The sequence below is a fragment of the Pedobacter sp. GW460-11-11-14-TSB4 genome, assembly GCF_059423705.1.
In genome coordinates this window covers 1-20,010 of the sequence record NZ_JBWKYI010000036.1, presented here as the reverse complement: position 1 = coordinate 20,010, position 20,010 = coordinate 1, and the positions used below count along the sequence as shown (strand labels likewise).

The following is a 20,010-nucleotide window of genomic DNA, read 5'->3' as shown; positions in this document are numbered from 1 at the left end:
TTGCTGGATTGACAAAGCGCTTTGGGTACTTTGGCGCTCCAAAGTACCATGCCACCGCGGCATAGAGCGGAAAAATAAATATTTTGCGTTCACGCTCGTTTCTGACGAGTATGAAAAGAACAAATCGTTTTTTAAGGATTAATCATTATTTTTTTTTACTAAATTTTTTAGTAAATTTGATTCATGGAAAATCTATTTTTAGTGTGTTTGGTTCCTCCTGTTTCTATCGTGGAAGACATCGACGAGATCAGGACATACATTTCAGAGAAATTTAATGTATACGAATCATTAAAACGCCCTGCGCACATTACCCTGTACCCTCCGGTAAAGCTGTCGTCATTTGATGCGGAAAAAAGATTTTTTAGTGCTTTAGCAGATGCTTCTTTCAGTCAACCCTTTACACAGGTGCTTAGAAACTTCAATTCATTTTTAGAGCATACCTTTTATCTCGACGTTGAGCAAAATGAAGGACTGATGGCGTTGGAAAAACAGATCACTAAAGCATTACAACCTTTAAAATTGCTGGAGAAGAAAGAAAAGTTTAATCCGCATTTAACCTTAGCTTTCAGAGATGTAAAACCACCCATATTTAAGCAGATTTCTGCCGAATTTAAAGACCGGAAATTTAAACGCGAGTTCCCCGTTTCATCCTTTTCAGTTTATAAACACATGGATAAAAGATGGCAACCTTTTAAAGAATTCTCTTTTAGAGATCCAGATACTAAACCCAAAGCATTAAACCTTTTCGGTTAATTAGAATGGCATGCCAATACCAAAGTTGTATTGAAGAAAACGGTAGGTATCTGGAGCATGTGTTAAATTATAATTGTTTTTAAAATCTCTGGCACCTGAGAAAAACTTACTGATTACCCACTGATCCGACCCCATAAACTGTGGATCTTTAAGTTTTAATCCCACATCAAACCTGAACACAAAATACTGTACATCATACCTTAAGCCTAAACCGGTACCAACTGCAAGCTGTTGCGCAAATTTGCTCAATTTAAACACCGTTTGTTCGTCAAGATCTGGCGTTGCTGCGAGAATTGATTCACCTTTACGTAGATTCCACACATTACCAATATCAACAAATGCCGCACCTTTTAAAGTTGCACCAAAAAATTTCTTGGCAACTGTAAAGCGGTATTCGAAGTTGGTTTCAATCCGCATGGTCCCAAGCTGATCGAGGCCATAAAAAGCCCTTCGTAAGGTATCACTTCTTAAAAGCCCTCTATCATAGTTGCCCGGACCAATGGTTCTGGCCTGCCAGGCCCTTACACCACTCGATCCACCGGCAAAAAACTGTTTCTCAAAAGGAATTCCTGTTGAAACCGAATTGCCGTAGGCATAAGCAACACCAGCATTTAAACGGGCAACAAACTGCCTTTCACCACCGAGGTGTTTGTACCACCTCAGATCAACTTCCGGGCGCATGTACTGATTAAACGGCAAACCCAATATTTTGGCTGGATCGTTATCTGCCGGGTCATTCTTCGCCCCGGTGAGTTTAGAAATTCCCTGCAGCATATTTCCCGCAATATCCATTCCCGCTCTTAAATAAACGAAAGACCTGAACTCATTCAGTTTGTTTGCGTTTAAGGTATAGGTATATTTCATCCCTAAGGTTAAATCCTTGCGTCCCAGTAATGTGGAATAATACAGGTTGTTAAGTACGGTATTCGGATCCACATTGGGATCCAGATTACCAAAACGGTATTCAAAGTTTAAAGGCGTAAAAGAGTGCAGCTTAGATTTAGTTTCAACCCAGTCGTAAGTAATGGAATTGATGAAAATCCTCCTCACCGAAACATCTTTTTGCAGGGCATAGATATAACTGCTTGAAAAAGTAGTGTGCGGCATTCCGTTGCCACCTAGCGTAGGATTATAGAAGGGAATCATCAGCCTTGGCACCGTAACACTCGCGCTGATCGAAAAATCACGCTGATAGATATCACTAAAAACCTTCGCTCCGTTACCAATCCGCGATTGTAAACCACCTTTAAGCTGCAGTTCGAACCGCTCTGCGCCTCTAAAAAGGTTGTTATTGGTGTAGGTATTACTGATGTTAAACCCTACGGTACCACCGTTAAAAGGTACCTCACCCTCTACCCGGTTAGTCATTACTTTTTGAGGGATCAACTGGATTACGGCATTTACTTTATTTGAGGTACTATCTCGTCTAAAATAATCGATTTTTACATTCTTAAAAATATTAAGCTCATATAAGCGATCATAAGTGAGGTTCTCATTCCGGATATCATAAAGCTCACCTTGCTTCAAAAAGTCGTACCTCACAATCGGATTCCGCCTGTACCGCTTAGAAAAATCGGTAAACACAATCCCGTTGATCGTATCCTTGCTCAATTTATAGCGCACAGAATCTGGGAAACCATCCGGGTTTGGAGCAATGATCATGTGCGTATAGCCAATATTAAATTGTTTATGCGATCCTTCAGTCGGGTCGGTTACATTTAAGGTTAAATCAATTTTATTGGTTTTAGAGTTTGCTTCCGCTCCGTAAACATCGAAATTTACATAAGGTCTTAAGAAATAGAAATAACCGTTTTCTTTCATGATCCGGTAAATCTGTTCCCGCTCGTAAGTTAGAGAGTCCTCATCATATTGCATGCCTTTGTGCAAATGTGTCACATTGGCCTTATTCGATTCGTAAAGGCTTTTAATACTTGCATTAGGAATCGAATCGCTCAATTTATTAATAAAATAAGCGGGCCCCGGTTTAGCACTAAAAATAACTTCGGCCTTTTTATCTGCAATCTTTATGGCCGAAGTTACTTCAGCCTGGCGATAGCCCTTACTTTTTAAAAATTTTTGTATCTGTGTTCTCGAAATCTCCACCAATGTGCTATCCAGAATGGCTGGTGGCGTACCAAATGGTTTAATGTCGCTGGTTTTATAGCGACCATCTTTTGTATTGAACAAATTGTACAAAGGTACATTGATGCTCAACTTCGATGCTGGTCTGATATCTTTCTGAACATAATTGTAAGCCTGTTCTTCAAATTTAGCATCAACGCTATCGATCGTTACCTTTTTCACTATCGATTGATAGTCGGCAATGTACTTAGTTGATGAGCAGGCCTGAATTAAAACAATAATAAATAGTAATATTGCAGTGCTTTTCAGTTTAATATTTATTGAGTTTTGGTATGCTTTCAAAATCACAGATTAGTTTTATAAAGTCGTTACATCAAAAAAAATACCGTAAAGAACATGGTTTATTTATTGTTGAAGGTATAAAATCCATAAAAGAATTTTTCCAATCAAACTACCAGATCCATACTATATTTTACAACAGCGAACAATACAATTTGTTACCCAAATTGCCTGCAAATATAAACTTATTTGAAGTAAAGAACGCTGAATTAGACAAGATTAGTACGCTGCAAACGCCACAAGGCTTTTTAGCACTCGTCTACATCCCTAAAAACAAAGAATTAGATCTAAAAGCGCTGAAAAATCAGTTCACTTTGGTTTTAGATGGTGTTCAGGATCCGGGCAATATGGGTACCATCATCAGAACGGCCGATTGGTTTGGCTTTAAAAATATCATCTGCTCTGCAGACTGTGTAGAAGTATTCAATCCAAAAACGGTACAGGCCACAATGGGCTCTTTGGCAAGGGTAAATATTTATGAAGCAGATTTACCAGCACTACTGGAGAAAAATACCATCCCTGTATTTGGGGCATTGTTAGATGGCGAATCGATTTACAAAACGCAATGGGGAACTGAAGGACTGGTGATTTTAGGCAATGAAGGAAAGGGAATATCGGCAGAAGTGATCAAAAAAATAAATAAACCGGTAACCATTCCGAGAATTGGAGAAGCCGAATCGTTAAACGTGGCCGTAAGTGCAGCAATCTTTTGTGCTGAGTTAGTGCGAGTTCGAAATTAAATTGAGATATTATTTGCGGGCTAACTAATAATTGCTATTTTTGCAGCCTTGAATTTAAGGGTCGAGTGGCCGAGTGGCTAGGCAGAGGTCTGCAAAACCTTCTACAGCGGTTCGAATCCGCTCTCGACCTCCATTTGTACAAATAAAATAATTAAAAGGTTATTACCATGGCAGTTACCAGATTAAAAAGAAAAGACAGAAGAAATAAAAATACAGCTCACCAAGAGGTAGCATTTTTAAAGAGAGCAACTAACATCGAGTTAGGAAGCCGCTCTGCACAACCTAAAAACGATCAATTAGCTAAAAACAATGCTGTTTTAGCTACTTTGGCAAAATAGTTTTTAGAAATTCTTCTTAAAGATTTAAAGCATCCTTCTGATCAAAGGATGCTTTTTTTATGCACGGATATTTTTAATGCACCAGGGGATAAAAGAATAAATCAAACAGATTCCAATAACCTGCCAATCATCATTCATCCACATTCATCTGGAAGGGCGGAAATATTGTCCAGGTTATACCAAAACTTAATGTCCTACCCGAATCAACAAAACGATAATTGTAATTATCGTGTCCAAAAGTATAATTGACAAAAAAACCAAACGCTTTCGTTTTTGGAAATGGATAAACGGTAAGTATGGTTTCACTTCTAAAAGGATCTACAAAAGGATGCGCACCTTGAATAAGCTCCATCCGCTCTGCAACAGAAGCACGAACATTTTTCAATTGCTTAATAAATTCATATCGAAGCTGCCAACGGTATCGCCCGTAGATCCGAATATCGTTTTCGGTAAAACCACCGAAATTACCTACTCCCAAAAACCGGTTATGGTACAACAAAAGCCCGCCTGTAACAGAATGCGTTCTTGAAGGTAAATTTTCAGAACTATTTTTATTATTCCGGTAATTAATCAGCAGTTCGGTTAGATTAGTGGAAAAATTCGCACTTCTACGGTTCAGGATTGCCGAAAGATTGGTTTCAGGTGTAATTTTATTATAAAGCGCCTCACTTTCCGGTGATCCATCAACTAGGGTCTCAGAAAAGGCACTTCCAGACTGCCCATTCGAATAATGACCACTTTCTAAGGAAATGGCAATAAAATTATTATCATTCAACCTGCGCATCATTTGGCCACCAAGCTGTACCCTATACGAGGGCATAATCACAGGCAAAGACTCACTGTCGTACATTCTAAGCTGCGATCTAAAAGCAACATATGCAGCAAATACATTCTTTTTCAAGGGTTTTTCCATTAAACCTTTCTCCATATTATTAAAAAAGCTGTAACGTACATTTGGGTTTGCTTCGAAAACAAGTTTTTCGGAAGAAAGCACACTGGTTTTATAACCTAGATTTGCATCTTCACCAATCGGATAATACTCGTGGAAATCATTAAAGCTCTTCTGAGCTTTTACTGAAAATACAACACAAGCGAACAACAGCGTTAAAATATTTTTTTTCATATTTTGGGTATTAAAGCATAATATTTTCAATTTTATCAAACAGCGCCGGGTCTATTTTTCCTGTATAGATACGGGAGCCTGATGCTATTTTATTAAAATACCATAAATAGGTAAACCCTTGTTGATTCAACTCAGCAATCAATGATTTCCTGAGATCAATGGATGTTATTTCCAGAAAAAAAGTTGCATCAATCCGTTCTACTATCGCACCAGACTGAGCGATAAACGTCTTGATGTTATTGAGCTGGGCTTCAGAAGCTCCCGTTACCACAAGAACATTGGCATACAACATAACTGGCTTATTTTAAGAGATTTAATTAATAACTGTATTAAATCTATGCTTAAAGCAGGGCCTGCACAATACCTAGTATTAAGTATTTTTGGAAGATATTTAATGGAGGCGTGATTTTAGTTATCGTTAATTACGGGAACCAGATGAACGGAATAATGCTCCTACAAGAATTCATCTGGATATTTTCAAGTACAGACATCTTTTTTAAGATCAAAAACTTAATTTTATATTATTGTTCATTTATTTTGAAAGTATATGAATCTTAAAAATGTATTAGATCAGCTTAAATCACTGGCAGATGAGAAAGTCCGTGCCATGCACATTAAAAACGGCGCCAGAGAAAACATTTTTGGTGTTAAAATGGGCGACATCAGGGCAGTAGCAAAAAAGATCAAAACCGATCATGAGCTTGCACTTCAACTTTGGGAAACCGAAAATATTGATGCCAGGTTGCTTGCCATCTTAATCCTGAAACCAAAAGCACTATCGGCAGCACAAATTGAGCAGATGGTCGCTTCAGAAAATTTTACCTGGGCTGCAGATTGGTTTTACAACTACATTGTTAAAGAATACCCGGATAAGGAGCAGTTTCGTGAAAAGTGGATGAACTCGGGTAATATTATGCTGGCCCGGGCAGGCTGGAGCCTAACCAGCGGACGTATAAGCCGGGCACCTGAGGGATTAGACATTCCTGCCATTCTCGATCGGATTGAAAAAGAAATGCCTAAAGTAGCCCCAGAAATCCAATGGACAATGAACACCGCATTGGCGCAGATTGGCATTAACCATCCTGATTATCGAGAAAGCGCTTTAGCCATCGGCGAAAAACTTGGCATATATCGCGATTATCCTGTTTCTAAAGGATGTACCTCCCCCTTTGCGCCCATCTGGATTAATGAGATGGTAAGCCGGCAGAAGTAGTCTTTTACCTATTATCAGCATATTTCATGTATGATATCCCTCTGTTTAAAGCAAGCCCGACAAATCGTATTTAATCATAAAATTCAGGCCTTGTTAAATAAACAATCATAAGCATCCCGATTATTTTCAATCGGGATAAGGCGAATGGCGGAAAACAAGTACCTATGAACTGCTATCCTTCATTTCCTAAACATAAAAGACTTTTATAATCACTAGGAAATGGGGGTCTCGTTCTTTTGGCAATTTCAGTCCCGCTTTTGGTGCGAGTTCCGATGCTAATTTAGTGCCGATTTATCGGTAAAGGATCGGAAGCTCTCCCCGACAATCGGGTTTATTTAACTTGGGTCGGCGCACTGAAAGCAAGCCGTTGTTTATAAACCCGACAGAAGCGAACACGAACCCGGTTTTTTCCATCGGGTGAAGTAAAGCGGATGGCGGGGCTACTGTACCCATGAAACGTTGAACTTTCATTTCCTAAAAAAGAAAAAATTAATAATGATTAAGAAACGGCTGGTTCTGCTTATTTGGCAATTTCAGCCCCGATTTTATAGCCAAACCTTACTAACTAAACCTGATAATAGCGTAAAACCCGCAGGAAAGAAACGAGTGATGGCTCGGTGAAGGTGACGACTATATTTAAACCAGTTCTTTACAGATGCTTTTGATCAAGCCTGGTCCTTCATATATAAAACCCGTATACAATTGAACTAAAGATGCACCAGCATCTAATTTCTCTTTGGCATCTTTTGCGGAGTGTATTCCGCCTACACCAATAATTGGAAATGCTTTGTTTGATTTCGATGAAAGATAACGAATGACTTCTGTAGAGCGTTCTTTAACAGGTTTACCACTCAAACCACCGGTTTCACCAGTTAAATCTTTCTCAGTAGCCAGATTTTCCCGGCTAATGGTTGTATTGGTGGCGATAATGCCTGCAATTTTGGTTTCCGCAACAATTTCGATAATATCGTCTAATTGCGCATCAGTTAAATCAGGCGCAATTTTTAATAAAATCGGACGTGAAATATCGTTTTTACGATTACGTTGCTGTAAAGTATTGAGGATTTTCTTCAGGGGTTCTTTTTCCTGAAGTTCGCGTAAGCCTGGTGTATTGGGCGAACTTACATTGACCACAAAATAATCGACCACATCAAAAAGGCGATCGAAACATTTAATATAGTCGCTTACGGCATCTTCATTTGGGGTAGCTTTGTTTTTACCAATGTTTCCACCTACAACAATATCAGGATGTTTATCTTTTAGCAAGCGCAAACGCTCGGCCATTACATCTACCCCCTTATTGTTAAAACCCATCCGGTTAATTAAGGCTTCATCATTAGGTAAGCGGAACATCCGGGGTTTATCGTTTCCGGGCTGAGGCATTGGTGTGACGGTACCCACTTCAATAAATCCAAAACCTAAATTGCTAAGCGGCTCTACATATTCACCGTTTTTGTCAAATCCGGCAGCCAAACCCACAGGATTTCTGAATTTAATGCCAAAAACCTCGCGCTCTAAACCTTTAATATGCACATCAAAGCTGCTACGAATAATGGTTTTACCAAGCGGAAATTTATCATTAAACCATTTTAACCGCTTAACTACAAAATAATGTACGTTTTCAGGGTCAAATTTGAAGAATATTGGTTTAATAAGGCGATACATGGCACGAAGATAAGAACTTAATGCTAATTATGGAAGATGGAAAATGTAAAAGGAAAGATGGAAACCTTTATGACGTACAAAATTTTGGTTGATGGCTCATCGTCAATAGTAAAATTGCCACGAGCAGATAGTACACTAGCCTATCAACCATTTACCAAAAGTAGTCAACTACAAACTAGCTCACAACTTCCATTCTACATCTTCCATCCTACATTTTCCCTCTCACATCTTCCATCCTACATCCCTAATATGCTGCCGTAAACTGCTCCTGGTGGTGTGCATTATTTTCCAGCTCATCGGCAATAACGATCGCTAAATCTTCCACTGATAAAATAGAACGGCCTTCTTCATTAAAAACCGGACTTGTTTTACCCAAACGGTATTTTCCGGTACGACCAGTAGTGATGCCCTGATGCATCTCAATAGCTGGGCTAAAAAACAACCAATCCAATTCTTTCTCTTGCTTTAAGGTATTAAAATAATCCCTTACTGCTGTTGCACCTGGTTTGTATTCGGCAGGAAAGTGAGGGCCATCTACAATTTGGTGACCATCGATCTGCAAAGTACCCGCTCCACCGATAAAAATATAACGTTTAACACCCGATGCTTTTACAGCAGCCTGAATGGCCTCTGCGCCCTGTACCGTATCGTTGTATAAATTTGGATTGGTCCAACCTGCGTTAAAAGCACTTACTACTGCATCGGCACCTGTTAAAGCTGCTGCTAGTTTTTCAGTATCTAAAACATCAACCGCGATCTTACGCACATGATCATCGTTATGCTCAATTTTAGCAGTATCGCGCGCAATGGCGATCACTTCATTCCCACGACTTACTAATTCGTTCAAAATGGCTTTGCCTACAAATCCGGAGGCTCCTATTAATGCTACTTTCATATTATTTAATTTTTAAAATTGATTAACCTGTTATAAATTGTAATATTTTTTGTTACAGTTATGTTTAAAATTTTTTATTTAAAACCCGCACTAAAATCTTTTAAAGTTTTAGCCGAAAGATTCTTTACTAAAGCAGTTTCTGCTTCATCATATAAATCGGTTAAATGTTTAGTGATCTGTCTACCTACCGGACAATCGGGATTAGGTTCATTTTTGCTTTCGCCTAACAGGCTTTTTTGTTTAACGGCCCGGTAAACATCCCCAAGGTTAATATCAGCAGGGTTTTTAGCTAGGGTTGAGCCACCACCCTTTCCTTCTTTACTTTGAACAAAACCGTATTTATGCAAATTGGCCAGTTCCTTTCTCACCAGAACAGGATTACAGTTGATACTACCCGCAATGTATTCAGAATTCAATAGCTGCCCCTTCACCTGATCAAGGAGCGTAAGAATGTGAAGCGATATAGAAAAATGACTGCTATTCATACTGTAACTATTTTTATTACAGAACAAAGGTATGATAATTTTTATACATCATAAAAATTTAACATCATTAACCCTGCACTGACAATTGTAATGCCTTACCGTTTTATTGATCAATTAAAATTTGAGGATATTGAGCAGATAGGCGTTATATCGAGTATCAATTTAAAACAGTAATAATGATTAAACAGGCACTTAAAAGCTTTTGTTTTTACAAAAATTGTTTTCTAATGTTGATGCCACACGAATTAGCCGGTATTACTTCAATATAAACATTAATGTTGCTGGCTTATCCTATTTGACTTTGCAGCTGAAAAAAGCCTTTAAATTTCGTACTTTTGCAGCCGAAATGATTTCAATAAATAATTTAACCTTCCTGATTGGCTCAAGGGCCTTGTACGATGACGCGAACTGGCACATTAAACCTGGCGACAGAGCTGGTTTAATCGGCGCCAATGGAACAGGAAAATCAACACTTTTAAAAATAATTGTAGGCGAATACGCACCAAGTTCGGGTACCGTTTCCATGTCGAAAGACTTGAAAATTGGTTACTTAAACCAGGATTTACTCTCTTACGATTCGCACCATAGCATTTTGCATGTGGCCATGGAGGCTTTTGAGCGCCAAAACCAATTGCATGATGAGATTGAAGAACTGCTTAAGAAAATCGAAACCGATTATAGCGAAGAGGTTTTATTTAAATTAAGCGATAAACAGCAAGAGTTTGAAGCTTTAGATGGCTATAACATCGAATATAGGGCCAACGAAATTTTAGCCGGTTTGGGTTTCAGTACGGCAGATCAGTTACGCCCTTTAAATACCTTCTCAGGAGGTTGGCGTATGCGTGTAATGCTGGCGAAAATCTTATTGCAAACACCTGATATTTTATTACTGGATGAGCCTACCAACCACATGGATTTACCTTCCATTAAATGGTTGGAGAACTATTTAATGGGTTTTGAAGGTGCCATTGTAATTGTATCTCACGATAGGTATTTCTTAGATAAAATTGTAAACCGTACGGTAGAATCGCGTAAGGGGAAATTAACCGTTTATGCGGGTAATTATAGCTTCTATGTTGAAGAAAAAGCCTTGCGTGGCGAAATCCAGAAAGGCGAGTTTAAAAATCAACAGGCCAAAATCAAGCAGGAAGAACGTTTAATTGAGCGTTTTAAAGCGAAAGCGAGTAAGGCTAAAATGGCACAATCGCGCATGAAGGCTTTAGATAAGATGGAGCGTATTGATGATGTGGATGATGATAACCCAACCGTAAACTTCGCGTTTAAATTCTCTAAACCTTCAGGCAGACACGTGGTGCGTATAGAACATGCCAATAAGAGTTATCCAAATGTGCATATTTTAGATGATGCTGAGGGCGTGATTGAAAAAGGTGATAAAATTGCCTTGATCGGTGCAAACGGTAAGGGTAAATCTACTTTATTGAGAATGATTGCCGGAGCCGAAAAATTTGAAGGTTTCTGCGAAACTGGTCATAACGTAACCACCACTTTCTTTGCGCAGCACCAATTAGAATCGCTGCATTTAGAAAATTCGATTTTAGAAGAATTACAAGCCTTTGCCCCAAAACATAGCGATACGGAATTACGTAGTATTTTAGGTTGTTTCCTTTTTACCGGTGATGATGTTTTCAAAAAAATCAAAGTGCTTTCTGGAGGAGAAAAATCGCGTGTGGCCCTGGCTAAATCGTTAACCACAGATTCTAATTTCCTGATTCTGGATGAGCCGACCAACCACCTGGATATCCAGTCGGTTAATATCTTGATTCAGGCATTGCAACAGTTTGAAGGTACTTTTATTGCCGTATCTCATGATAGGTATTTCTTAGATAATGTAGCCAACAAAATCTGGTTTATCGAAAGCGGAAAAATTAAACAATACCCTGGTACTTATGCCGAATATGAAGAATGGAATAGCAAAAGGATAATTCCGGCGGCTAAACCTATTCCGGTTAAAATGCCAGAAAAGCAAAAGGAACAGCCAAAACCTGTTACGCCAAATGCAGCCAATCAATTAAAAAAACTGAACGACGAGCTGCAAAAAACAGAAAAGTTAATTACCGAACTGGAGCAGCAGGTTAAAAATATTGAAGCAGAATTGGCAGATGAGCATGTTTATGCCAACGCCGATAAATTAGCAGAAGCCAACAAACGTTATTTGGCCACTAAACAGGAGTTAGATCTTAGCCAAAATAAATGGGAAAGTTTAGCTGCTGAAATTATGGAGCTGGAGGCTTAGTTTAAGTTATTATAGATATACAGCCGTCTCGATTTATATCGGAACGGCTTTTTTGTTTTGTAATGATTCTTTTTGCCACGGAAATACGGATTAGCACGGAAGGAGTTAAATTCTTCGTCCCGTCATCTCGACTGGAACGCAGTGGAATGGAGAGATCTATCTCGAGTTAGATTTCTCGACTTCGTTGCACTCCGCTCGAAATGACGGCACTGGAATCTTCCTTGCCAATCCCTGCCTCGGTGGCTAAACTTAAAGATGGGTTTTGCCACTTCCCAATAAAACTTTACTTTTAACCATGCAGAAAATATTAATTCCGGTTTTATTTTTCATCTCCAGCCTGGCCTTTGCGCAAAACGACAAAACGTTTACCAACGAGAATAAAATTTATCTTCCAAATATTAAAACTGTACTTTGTTATAACAGCAATAAAGAGCAGAGTTTACCTGTAATTATGCTCAATTCGTCGGAAACGATAACTTTTTCGTTCGATGATTTACTGGCGGGTACCCAAAACTACTGGTATACCATTGAACATTGCACCGCAGAATGGGAAACATCGAAAATTTCGAGCATCGATTATTTAGGAAGTTTTAATGATGACCGCATCATCAATTATCGCTACTCTTCTAATACCGCACGAAAATATACACATTACGAAATCAGCTTACCCAATACCCAAATCCAGCCAAAAATTGGGGGAAATTATGTGTTAAAAGTGTATTTAGATGGCGACAAAAACAAACCTGTTATTTCGCAACGCTTTTACATGCTCGACAATCAGGTTGCTGTGGCCGCTGATGTAAATAACTCCATGCAGGTGGAAAATAGGAATTATAAACAAAAAATCAATTTTACCATTAATCACCCCTTCCCTATCCCGAACCCCTATCAGGATGTAAAAGCTGTGGTGATGCAAAACTTTAATGCCAATACCATCCAGGTTAATACCAAACCATCTTTTGTAAGGCCAAACCAATTGGTTTATAACGACCTCAATACCAACGATTTTTGGGGAGATAACGAATTCAGGAAGTTTGATACCAGGAGTTTAAGGTACAAGGCCGATAATGTGAAGGATATTTATCGCGATAATCAATCCGTAAACGTAATGCTTTTTCAGGATGCACCCAGAACAGTCGGTGCTTTTGCCAACCAGTACGATGAAAATGGAAACTTTTTTATCCGCAATACCGACGGACGGGACGATAAAACAGAAGCAGAGTACATGAGTGTTTTATTTACCTTAAATGCCCCGGCACCCAGCCCGAATGGCGATGCTTATGTTGTTGGCCGGTTTAACAATTACACCATGAGTAATGAAAACAAACTACTCTACGATGCCGGCAGGAAACAGTTTTATGGCAACGTGATACTTAAACAAGGCCTCTATGATTATGAATTTGCCTGGTACAATAAAGACACCAGGATAATGGAAACTAAACCTTTTGAGGGCGCATTTTTCCAGACTGAAAACAGCTATCAGATTTTTGTTTATTATCGTCGCCCGGGCGCACGCTGGGATACCCTCGTTGGTTATACCAATTTAAGCAATAAGGTTACCGATAGAAGGTAAGTCAGCTTGCAATGATAATGCATCAAAAATGCAAAACAAACGATGTAAGGTATATAAGCTTAAATGCCCTTGTATTCTTAAGTGGTAAATGACCTTTTACCTATAATACTCTTAGACAATTAATTATAACTAAGATCGATTTAAAAGATCTTCGCCGATCAGATCCTGAAACAAGTTCAGGATGAGGATAGCTTTAATTGTCAACTTGACTTTTAATGTGACAATACTTACCTTTATTGTTACATAAATTTTCTTTGTTTTAAATGTGGTTATTTACTTTAGCATTTCAGAAAGTAACCAGATAAACACTTAGAAAATAAGTGTATCTAACCAAAAATTATGTTTAAAAAGTTAATTGCCGCAGCATTAATAGCCTATCCTTGTGCACACATTTCAGCACAAACTTCCAGTGATTCGTACACACAATCCATTAACGGAACAAAACTAAAATTCGACATGCAGGCTATACCAGCAGGCAAATTTAAGATGGGAAGTAAAACAGGGAAAGCAGATGAGCAACCTGTTCATGAGGTTAAACTCGATGCCTTCTGGATAGGGAAACATGAAGTAACCTGGGATATTTTTGAGCCTTTCCTGTATCGTGATTACGAAAAACAAGCCAGCATAAGTGCTATTCCGGCTGAAGTAGATGCCGTTACCAGACCTACAAAACCTTATCTCGACATGACTTTTGGTATGGGCAAAGAACACCAGCCAGCCGTAGCCATGACCCAATATAACGCCATCCAATTTTGCAAATGGCTATATGTACGTACAGGTATTTTTTACCGTTTGCCAACCGAAGCAGAATGGGAATATGCCTGTAAAGCCGGTACTGAAACCAATTATTCTTTTGGAAATGATGCATCAAAACTAGGTGATTATGCCTGGTACAAGGATAATAGCGATAACAAAACACATCAGGTAGGACAAAAAAAACCGAATGCATGGGGATTATTTGATATGTATGGCAATGTGAGCGAATGGACCTATGATCAATATATCGCTGATTTTTACAGCCAAAGCAAAGATAAAACTGCAGAAAACCCTGTAGCCGTACCTGAAAAACTCTACCCAAATGCAGTTCGTGGCGGCTCCTATGATGAAACGCCCAACAACTTAACTTCAACAGCCAGATTAGCGTCTGATCCATCCTGGAAACAATTAGATCCACAGATTCCTAAAAGCAATTGGTGGTTCCCCGAAGCTCCGTTTGTAGGTATGCGCCTGGTACGTCCGGTAAAAACACCATCGAAAGCAGAAATAGATGCTTATTACAATAAACAACCTATAAAAGACTTTTAAAAAACACAAGCAACCACAATAAAAAAACTAAACACATGAAAAAACCAATTAACCAACAAGATCGTCGCGATTTTTTAAAGGCAACCGCCATGCTGGCAGGTGGAGCCATGATAAGCAGTATTCCATTGGCCGGGGCTTATGCTTCGGGCTCTGACACCATAAAAATTGCCTTGATTGGCTGTGGCGACCGCGGAACAGGCGCTGCTTTCCAGGCATTAAGTACCAAATTCAATATTAAGCTGGTGGCTATGGCCGATGCCTTTCAGGATCGCTTAGACAGCAGTTATCAATCATTAAACGGAAAATTCGCAGCGAAGATGGATGTTCCTAAAGAACGCCAGTTTGTGGGTTTCGATGCTTATTTAAAAGCTATTCCATTAGCTGATGTAGTGTTGTTAACCACTCCTCCGGGCTTCCGTCCTATCCATTTCGAAGAGGCGGTTAAACAGAACAAACAAGTTTTCATGGAAAAACCGGTTGCTGTAGATGCTCCAGGTATTAGAAAGGTTTTGGCCGCAGCGGAAGAAGCTAAAAAGAAAAAATTAAATGTGGTGGTAGGCTTGCAACGCCGTTACCAGACCAACTATCGCGAATCGATGAAACGCATTAACGATGGTGCTATTGGCGATATCATGTCGGGCCAGGTTTACTGGAACAGTGGTGGCGTTTGGGTACGTCCGCGTAAAGCGAACCAAACCGAAATGGAATACCAAATGAGAAACTGGTATTATTTCAACTGGTTATGCGGCGATCATATCGTTGAGCAACATGTACACAATATCGATATTGCCAACTGGATAAAAAACGGACATCCCACCTCCGTACAGGGAACAGGTAGCCGCGCCTGGAGAACAGGGAAAGACTATGGCGAGATTTACGACAATCACTCTATCGAATTAACTTATGCAGATGGCGCGGTAATCCATAGCCAGTGCCGACATTTCGAAGGCATCAGTAACCGGGTGGATGAATCTTTCCAGGGTACCAAAGGTAAGATTTACCTTTCCGGCAGCAACCAGGCCATCATGAAAGATTACAGCGGTAAAGAACTCTATAACCACAATACCAAAGGAAACGCAAATCCTTACCAAACAGAACACGACGAACTGTTCGATGCGGTTTCTAAGGGAGAATACAGATTTAGTAATGTAGATTATGCTGCAACCAGTACGTTCTCTGCAATTATCGGTCGTTATGCCACTTATTCTGGTCAAACCATTAAATGGGATGAGGCTTTAGCGTCGAACATCAGTTTAATGCCTGAGCGTTTTGCATGGGATGCGAACCCAAGATTAATGCCTGATGAAAAAGGACTATACCCTATTGCCATGCCTGGACAAGCAAAGGTGATCTAACACGAAATTGATGCGTTATAGATTTTTGCTTTTCCTGTTACCACTGATTTTTGCTTTCTCTTTGAAAAAGGAGTTAAGGCAATACAAAATCAATGGTCTTGCACAGGGAACTGATTATGCTATAATGTACTATGCTACTGATAGTTTAGCCACTCAGGCAGGCATAGATAGTTTATTAAACCAAATTGATTTATCGATGTCGCTTTACAAAAAGGGATCATTGATAAATCAGTTTAATTCGGCAGAAAAAGAAATCAAAACCGATCGTTTAATAAATGATGTGTTGAAAAGGAGTTTCGAGATCAATCAGGATACAAAAGGAGTTTTCGATATTACTGTTGCCCCACTGGTTCAGGTCTGGGGCTTTGGTCCGAAAGAGTCTAAAACCGAACCAGATCCCTCCGCCATTAAATCGATACTGGCCTGCGTAGGCATGAAAAACCTGAAGCTAAAGAATGGCTTATTAACCAAACTGAAACCCTGCGTGCAAATTGATTTAAACGGAATTGCCCAGGGATACAGCGTCGATTTAATTGCTGCTTATCTCGAAAAAAAAGGCATTAAACAGTATGTGGCCGAATTAGGGGGCGAAATTCGGATTTCAGGACCTAAACCCAATGGCGAAACGATGAAAATCGGTATTGAAGGCCCTGATAAAGATGGCACTCCCGTAATCAGGCACATTGCCGCCATCAATTCTGGCGCCATTACCACCTCTGGCAATTACCGGAAATTCCACCAGAGCGGGAAGAAAAAGATTTCTCACCTGATCGATCCTAAAACCGGTTATCCTTTAGATAATGAGATGATCAGCGTAACCGTATACGCCAATGATGCCATTACAGCCGATGGCTATGACAATGCCTTAATGGCCATGCACCTTAAAGATGCCATTGCCTTTGTAGAGAGCAGAAAAAATCTCGAAGCTTACTTTGTGTACCACCAAAAAGATGGCAAAGTAGCCGACACCTTAACCAAAGGATTTAAAAAATTAATTACACACTAGTATCTATCCGTTTAATAACAAACCGATGAAAAGAAGTGAATTTATAAGAAACAGCTTATTCACTGCTGGTGCAATTGCTACCGGGGCAGGAATTAACAATACTTTTGCGGCCGAAAAACCAGGTGCAGCATTAAGCGATAAGGTTTTTAACATGGATTATGCCCCACATCAGGGCATGTTCGAAAACCATGCAGGCAAGAATTTTTTAGATCAGATCCAGTTTATGTACGACAAAGGTTTCCGTGCTATCGAAGATAACGGATACCTCAACCGCTCTGTAGATGAACAGGAAAAAATTGGAAACCTATTAGCCAAATTGGGCATGCGCATGGGTGTTTTCGTTGTAGATGGCGGCGATAACTGGAAAACCTCTTTAACCACCGGAAAAAAGGAGTTTAAAGATAAATTTGTCGAAACCTGTAAAAAATCAGTAGAAGCAGCTAAACGCTGTAATGCTAAATGGCTTACCGTAGTACCTGGTTTTTACGAACGTAATTTACCTTATGGCAATCAATTTGCCAATGTAATTGATGCCATGCGTGCCGGAGCAGAGATTTTTGAACCCCACGGTTTGATCATGGTTTTGGAAACCTTGAGCGATACCCCGGAGCTTTTCCTTCAAAAAACAAATGAAACCTATGCAGTTTGTAAAGCGGTAAAAAGCCCTTCTTGCAAAATCCTTTATGATATTTACCACATGCAACGTACAGAAGGTGATTTAATTAAAACCATCGATCGCTGCTGGGACGAAATTGCATACATTCAGATTGGTGATAATCCAGGTCGGAAAGAGCCTACCACCGGAGAGATCAATTATAAAAACCTCTTTAAACACCTGCACAAAAAAGGTTATAAGGGTGTGATGGGCATGGAGCATGGCAACTCCAAAGGTGGAAAAGAAGGCGAACTAGCTGTTATTTCGGCTTACCGGGCTGAGGATAACTTTTTGTAAATAAAAAAATTCGTTGTTGCGAGAAGGAACGACAGCCTGCCCCAAATTTCGGGAAAGCAATCTTAAAACAATCACCACTAGCGGGCGCATTAAGATTCCCGTCTGCACGGGAATGACGCGTGGAGGGTTAGATGTCAGCGTCATTCCCAACTTGATTGGGAATCATAATGCGTCGAAAAGGCATTAAGCCAACGCCGTGGTCTGTGTCCCCACAGACCACAATATCACCCTCTTCTCCTACCCCACCTTCAACACCCAAACCGATACACTTCCCGCGTTGCAGTGAAACTCGGCCCAGCCATTTTCATCAATGATTACCTCCTGCTCCCTATAACCTAAGGCATCAACAAAGGTTTTTCCGGCAAAGTGTTTACCGATTTCCATTTCTTTAAAGCCTTCTTCTCCTGTGCTCATCAATACCGCCAGGCCGCTATTTTCATGTTCCTCATCACCTGTACGGGTCCAGCCGACACAAATATTATGGTCAAAATAATCGCGCTGCTCGCCATAGGCTAAAGCTGTACGGATTTTACTCATGGTTTCTACCACCGGAATTGGAACCAACTCCACGTGTACCTCATCCCCTTCTTTGTCTTTATCATCATAAATTCCTCCGTACAGATCGGGAAAGAACAAACATGGAATACCCTGTACACGCAACAGGATGATAGCATAAGCCAAAGGCCTGAACCAAAAATCGACATAAGATTCGAGTGCCTGCAAAGGTTGCGAATCATGGTTATCAACGAATGTTACGGCCAAATCCGGCTTCACCTGAACCAGGGTTCCATCAAAAATCGTTTGCATATCAAATGCCTCATCCTTACTCGCCAGGAAAAAATTATGGTGCAAAAGCGAATCGAATATTTGCGTTCTGCCACCGGTAATTTCGATATAGTTTAATTGCCCCTCTCTATCCACCACATTCCAATCTTCGGCCACAATAAAAAACTCCCGGTTAAATTTTTGATTCAGGTGATCGATCCACTCTACAATAAAATCCGGATTGATGTGTTTAACCGCATCCAATCGAAAACCATCTACTTTGGTGGTTTCGACAACCCATTCACCCCAGTATTTTAACTCTTCCACAACCGCCCTGTTGCGGTAATCGATATCATTGAACATCAGGTAATCGTAATTGCCAAATTCAGTAGAAGGAACTTCTTCAAAACCTTCACCTAAATAATTCTGGATCGAATAAATGGCTGTTTCTTGGAGGTCTTCTGCCCAGTCTACCCCACTAAAGCACTCATGATTCCAAATGAATTCAGAATATTTCCCCTGCCGCGCAGGAAAAGTAAACTTCGTCCAGGCTTCTATTTCGAAAACATCACTGGTAAATTCGTTTCTATTTTCCGGGTTTACCGTTCTAACGGCTACTTTTTCAAGTTCATCACCCCCAGCTTTGTGGTTAAAAACCACATCGGCTAAAACACCAATCCCGTTATCGTGAAGTGCTTCAATCGCTTTGATATATTCGTCTTTCGAGCCATGTTTGGTATTTACACTTCCTTTCTGGTCGAACTCGCCTAAATCGAATAAATCATAAACGGCATAACCAACATCATAGGCCGCATTGTTCGATTTATAAGCCGGAGGCAGCCAAACAGATGTTATACCAATTTCTTTTAAATGACTGGCTTCGGCAGCTACTTTAGTCCACAAATTTTGTTCTTCATTATAATACCAATGGAAAAATTGGATCAGGGTCTGGTTTTGCATTAATTCGATTTTTTTAAGGATAACATGATTGCTGATGAATTGTTTTCGGATTTAAATCGGGAACCCTCCAAATTCTTTTCCCGCTGATGGCGCAGATCACCGCAGAAAAAACAAACAGATCTGCGAAAATCTATTGAATCTCCGGGAACATAACTTACACATCTTCTCCCGCTGATTGCGCAGATCACCGCAGAAAAACAAACAGAT

Annotated in this window: 17 protein-coding genes and 1 tRNA gene; 11 read left to right on the top strand and 7 right to left on the bottom strand. The window is 39.8% G+C overall.

Going from position 1 to position 20,010, the window contains the following annotated elements:
- Window positions 1–183 precede the first annotated feature (183 nt).
- Window positions 184–753, top strand: a complete 570-nt coding sequence (locus AC07YT_RS22785) for a 2'-5' RNA ligase family protein (RefSeq protein ID WP_086547248.1) — start codon at window positions 184–186, stop codon at window positions 751–753.
- Here the strand turns inward: AC07YT_RS22785 and tamL are convergent, their stop codons facing one another.
- Window positions 754–3,183, bottom strand: coding sequence for a translocation and assembly module lipoprotein TamL (gene tamL / locus AC07YT_RS22780; protein WP_494945542.1), 2,430 nt, complete (start codon window positions 3,181–3,183; stop codon window positions 754–756).
- On the opposite strand from tamL, the gene AC07YT_RS22775 reads away from it, so the two are divergent.
- The 3 genes from AC07YT_RS22775 to AC07YT_RS22765 all read left to right on the top strand — a co-directional run bounded on the left by AC07YT_RS22775 (window position 3,168) and on the right by AC07YT_RS22765 (window position 4,252).
- Window positions 3,168–3,914: a TrmH family RNA methyltransferase gene (locus tag AC07YT_RS22775; RefSeq protein ID WP_086547250.1), complete on the top strand. Its 747-nt coding sequence runs from the start codon at window positions 3,168–3,170 to the stop codon at window positions 3,912–3,914. The two genes, tamL and AC07YT_RS22775, sit on opposite strands and share 16 nt — an antisense overlap.
- A gap of 59 nt (window positions 3,915–3,973) precedes the next feature.
- Window positions 3,974–4,047: transfer RNA gene (locus AC07YT_RS22770), tRNA-Cys, on the top strand.
- 34 nt (window positions 4,048–4,081) lie between these two features.
- Window positions 4,082–4,252, top strand: coding sequence for a hypothetical protein (locus AC07YT_RS22765; protein WP_057933572.1), 171 nt, complete (start codon window positions 4,082–4,084; stop codon window positions 4,250–4,252).
- Window positions 4,253–4,382: 130 nt separating this feature from the next.
- Here the strand turns inward: AC07YT_RS22765 and AC07YT_RS22760 are convergent, their stop codons facing one another.
- The gene (locus tag AC07YT_RS22760; protein WP_086547251.1) at window positions 4,383–5,375 is read right to left on the bottom strand and encodes a hypothetical protein; all 993 of its coding nucleotides are present in this window, start codon (window positions 5,373–5,375) and stop codon (window positions 4,383–4,385) included.
- A gap of 10 nt (window positions 5,376–5,385) precedes the next feature.
- Entirely contained in the window at window positions 5,386–5,667 is a 282-nt protein-coding gene (locus tag AC07YT_RS22755; protein WP_086547252.1) for a hypothetical protein, read from the bottom strand.
- Window positions 5,668–5,922: 255 nt separating this feature from the next.
- Here AC07YT_RS22755 and AC07YT_RS22750 point away from each other — a divergent pair, with 255 nt between their 5' ends.
- Window positions 5,923–6,588 carry a DNA alkylation repair protein gene (locus AC07YT_RS22750; protein WP_086547253.1) on the top strand — a complete coding sequence of 222 codons (666 nt, stop codon included), beginning with the start codon at window positions 5,923–5,925 and terminating at the stop codon, window positions 6,586–6,588.
- Window positions 6,589–7,224: 636 nt separating this feature from the next.
- Here AC07YT_RS22750 and AC07YT_RS22745 read toward each other — a convergent pair.
- From AC07YT_RS22745 to AC07YT_RS22735, 3 genes are all read right to left on the bottom strand, one after another.
- Entirely contained in the window at window positions 7,225–8,253 is a 1,029-nt protein-coding gene (locus tag AC07YT_RS22745; protein WP_086547254.1) for a quinone-dependent dihydroorotate dehydrogenase, read from the bottom strand.
- Between the two features lie 244 nt (window positions 8,254–8,497).
- Entirely contained in the window at window positions 8,498–9,148 is a 651-nt protein-coding gene (locus AC07YT_RS22740) for an NAD(P)-dependent oxidoreductase (protein ID WP_086547255.1), read from the bottom strand.
- Window positions 9,149–9,222: 74 nt separating this feature from the next.
- The gene (locus AC07YT_RS22735) at window positions 9,223–9,633 is read right to left on the bottom strand and encodes an Rrf2 family transcriptional regulator (RefSeq protein ID WP_086547256.1); all 411 of its coding nucleotides are present in this window, start codon (window positions 9,631–9,633) and stop codon (window positions 9,223–9,225) included.
- Between the two features lie 346 nt (window positions 9,634–9,979).
- On the opposite strand from AC07YT_RS22735, the gene AC07YT_RS22730 reads away from it, so the two are divergent.
- From AC07YT_RS22730 to AC07YT_RS22705, 6 genes are all read left to right on the top strand, one after another.
- The gene (locus tag AC07YT_RS22730; RefSeq protein ID WP_086549379.1) at window positions 9,980–11,887 is read left to right on the top strand and encodes an ABC-F family ATP-binding cassette domain-containing protein; all 1,908 of its coding nucleotides are present in this window, start codon (window positions 9,980–9,982) and stop codon (window positions 11,885–11,887) included.
- A 295-nt stretch (window positions 11,888–12,182) separates the two neighbouring features.
- On the top strand, window positions 12,183–13,460 hold the full coding sequence (locus AC07YT_RS22725; protein ID WP_086547257.1) for a type IX secretion system plug protein: 1,278 nt from the start codon (window positions 12,183–12,185) through the stop codon (window positions 13,458–13,460).
- 339 nt (window positions 13,461–13,799) lie between these two features.
- Window positions 13,800–14,765, top strand: a complete 966-nt coding sequence (locus tag AC07YT_RS22720) for a formylglycine-generating enzyme family protein (RefSeq protein WP_086547258.1) — start codon at window positions 13,800–13,802, stop codon at window positions 14,763–14,765.
- 35 nt (window positions 14,766–14,800) lie between these two features.
- A complete protein-coding gene (locus AC07YT_RS22715; protein ID WP_086547259.1) occupies window positions 14,801–16,120 on the top strand; it encodes a Gfo/Idh/MocA family protein in 1,320 nt (439 codons plus the stop codon).
- A 10-nt stretch (window positions 16,121–16,130) separates the two neighbouring features.
- Window positions 16,131–17,126 carry an FAD:protein FMN transferase gene (locus AC07YT_RS22710; RefSeq protein ID WP_086547260.1) on the top strand — a complete coding sequence of 332 codons (996 nt, stop codon included), beginning with the start codon at window positions 16,131–16,133 and terminating at the stop codon, window positions 17,124–17,126.
- Between the two features lie 25 nt (window positions 17,127–17,151).
- Window positions 17,152–18,078 carry a hydroxypyruvate isomerase family protein gene (locus AC07YT_RS22705; protein ID WP_086547261.1) on the top strand — a complete coding sequence of 309 codons (927 nt, stop codon included), beginning with the start codon at window positions 17,152–17,154 and terminating at the stop codon, window positions 18,076–18,078.
- A 237-nt stretch (window positions 18,079–18,315) separates the two neighbouring features.
- Here the strand turns inward: AC07YT_RS22705 and AC07YT_RS22700 are convergent, their stop codons facing one another.
- Window positions 18,316–19,803 (bottom strand): alpha-amylase, encoded by a 1,488-nt coding sequence (locus AC07YT_RS22700; RefSeq protein ID WP_086547262.1) that lies wholly within the window; start codon window positions 19,801–19,803, stop codon window positions 18,316–18,318.
- Window positions 19,804–20,010 lie beyond the last annotated feature (207 nt).